The organism is Streptomyces malaysiensis subsp. samsunensis, from assembly GCF_024519315.1.
Lineage (GTDB): Bacteria > Actinomycetota > Actinomycetes > Streptomycetales > Streptomycetaceae > Streptomyces > Streptomyces malaysiensis.
Genome location: NZ_JANIIC010000209.1, coordinates 1 through 1,406 on the forward strand (window position 1 = coordinate 1; position 1,406 = coordinate 1,406).

The 1,406-nt window shown below is 68.8% G+C and carries 1 pseudogene; it reads right to left on the reverse strand.

Annotated features, from left to right (window positions below):
- Positions 1-94: 94 nt before the first annotated feature.
- Positions 95-1,374: pseudogene (locus NQU54_RS48500) on the reverse strand (IS701 family transposase).
- Between the last annotated feature and the right edge of the window lie 32 nt (positions 1,375-1,406).

The following is a 1,406-nucleotide window of genomic DNA, read 5'->3' on the forward strand; positions in this document are numbered from 1 at the left end:
ATAGGACTCCGTTAGGTTCGTCTCGATCTTGGTGTTGTGTGTGTCCTGCTGGGCAGGGGTTGGTGGCAGGTGGTGCAGATGCCGGTCCAGCACCTCAGGATGTCCTGGAGGGTGTCGAGGGTCTGGTAGAGGGTGAGTCCTGTTCGGGTGCTTTTGGGGCCAGGCGCTGTTCGGTGAGGAAGGCGTGGGCGGCGGTCACGAGGGTGACATGGTGGTGCCAGCCCGGCCAGGAACGGCCTTCGAAGTGGTCCAGACCCAGGCCGTGCTTGAGTACGCGGTAATCGTGCTCGATGCGCCGGCGGACCTTGGCCGGACGGACCAGGTCGATGATCGGGGTGTCGGCCGGCAGGTTGGACAGCCAGTAGTCGGTCGGCGCCTCGGCGCCGGCGGGCCACTCGATCAGCAGCCGGCAGTCGGGCAGGATCCCGTCCCACCAGCCCTGTTCGGCCGAGGCGGCTGCCCGGATGGGGCGCTCGACGGCCTTGCCCGCGGGGCGGACGCGCACGGCGGCGAAGCGGGAGCGCAACTCCCCGCGCGAGCCCTGCCGCCAGGTGAGAGCGGTGAAGGTCTCCTGCCCGAGGCCGGTGGCCAGAGCCGCCACCGGGGGTGCGGGATCCCGGTAGCGGGGCTGGGGCCGGCAGCCGATGGCTCCGTTGCGGTCCGGGGCCACGGGCTCGGCATCGAAGGGGTGAGCGGTCACATTCGCTTTGATGGCGAGTACGTAGGAGAGCCCCGGTCGGCCAGGGCGGCCCGCAGGTGTGCGTTGGTGCCGTAGGCGGCATCAGCGATCACGGCCGGCGGTGTCATGCCCCAGCCGGCGAGCGTGTCGAGCATGTCCACCGCCAGGCGCCACTTCTCCCGGTGCACGACGTCGGACGGGATGCGGGTTGTGGCCCGGCGAGCGGTGTCCGAGGCCCACTCCTCGGGCAGGAACAGGCGCCACTGCAACGGGCAGGAAGCGGTGGTACTCGCGGCGTGGACGCTGACCGCCACCTGGCAGTTCGCCCGTTTCCCCAGTGCCCCGCAGTATTGCGGAGCCACGGCGACCGACATCCGTCCGTCCTTGGGCACCGACACGTCATCGATCACCCAGGCCGTCGGGGCGATGAGCGGCAGCATCCGCTCGCAGATCCGCCGTTGCACCGGTACCGGGTCCCAGGTGGACTGGTTCACGAACTGCTGCAGGTTCTGTTCGTTGCCGTCCGGCAGCCGTGAGGCCATGGCCTGGATCGACTTGCGGCGGCCGTCCAGCATCAGTCCCCGCAGATAGCAGTCACCCTTGGCTCGCTGGTCCTTGCGCGGCGCTGAGGCGAACACATCAGCCACATATAACGCCAACGCCGCCCGTACACGGTTCACTTCGTGTGTATCCACACATCCAACATGCCCAGGAACAGCCCGAACCG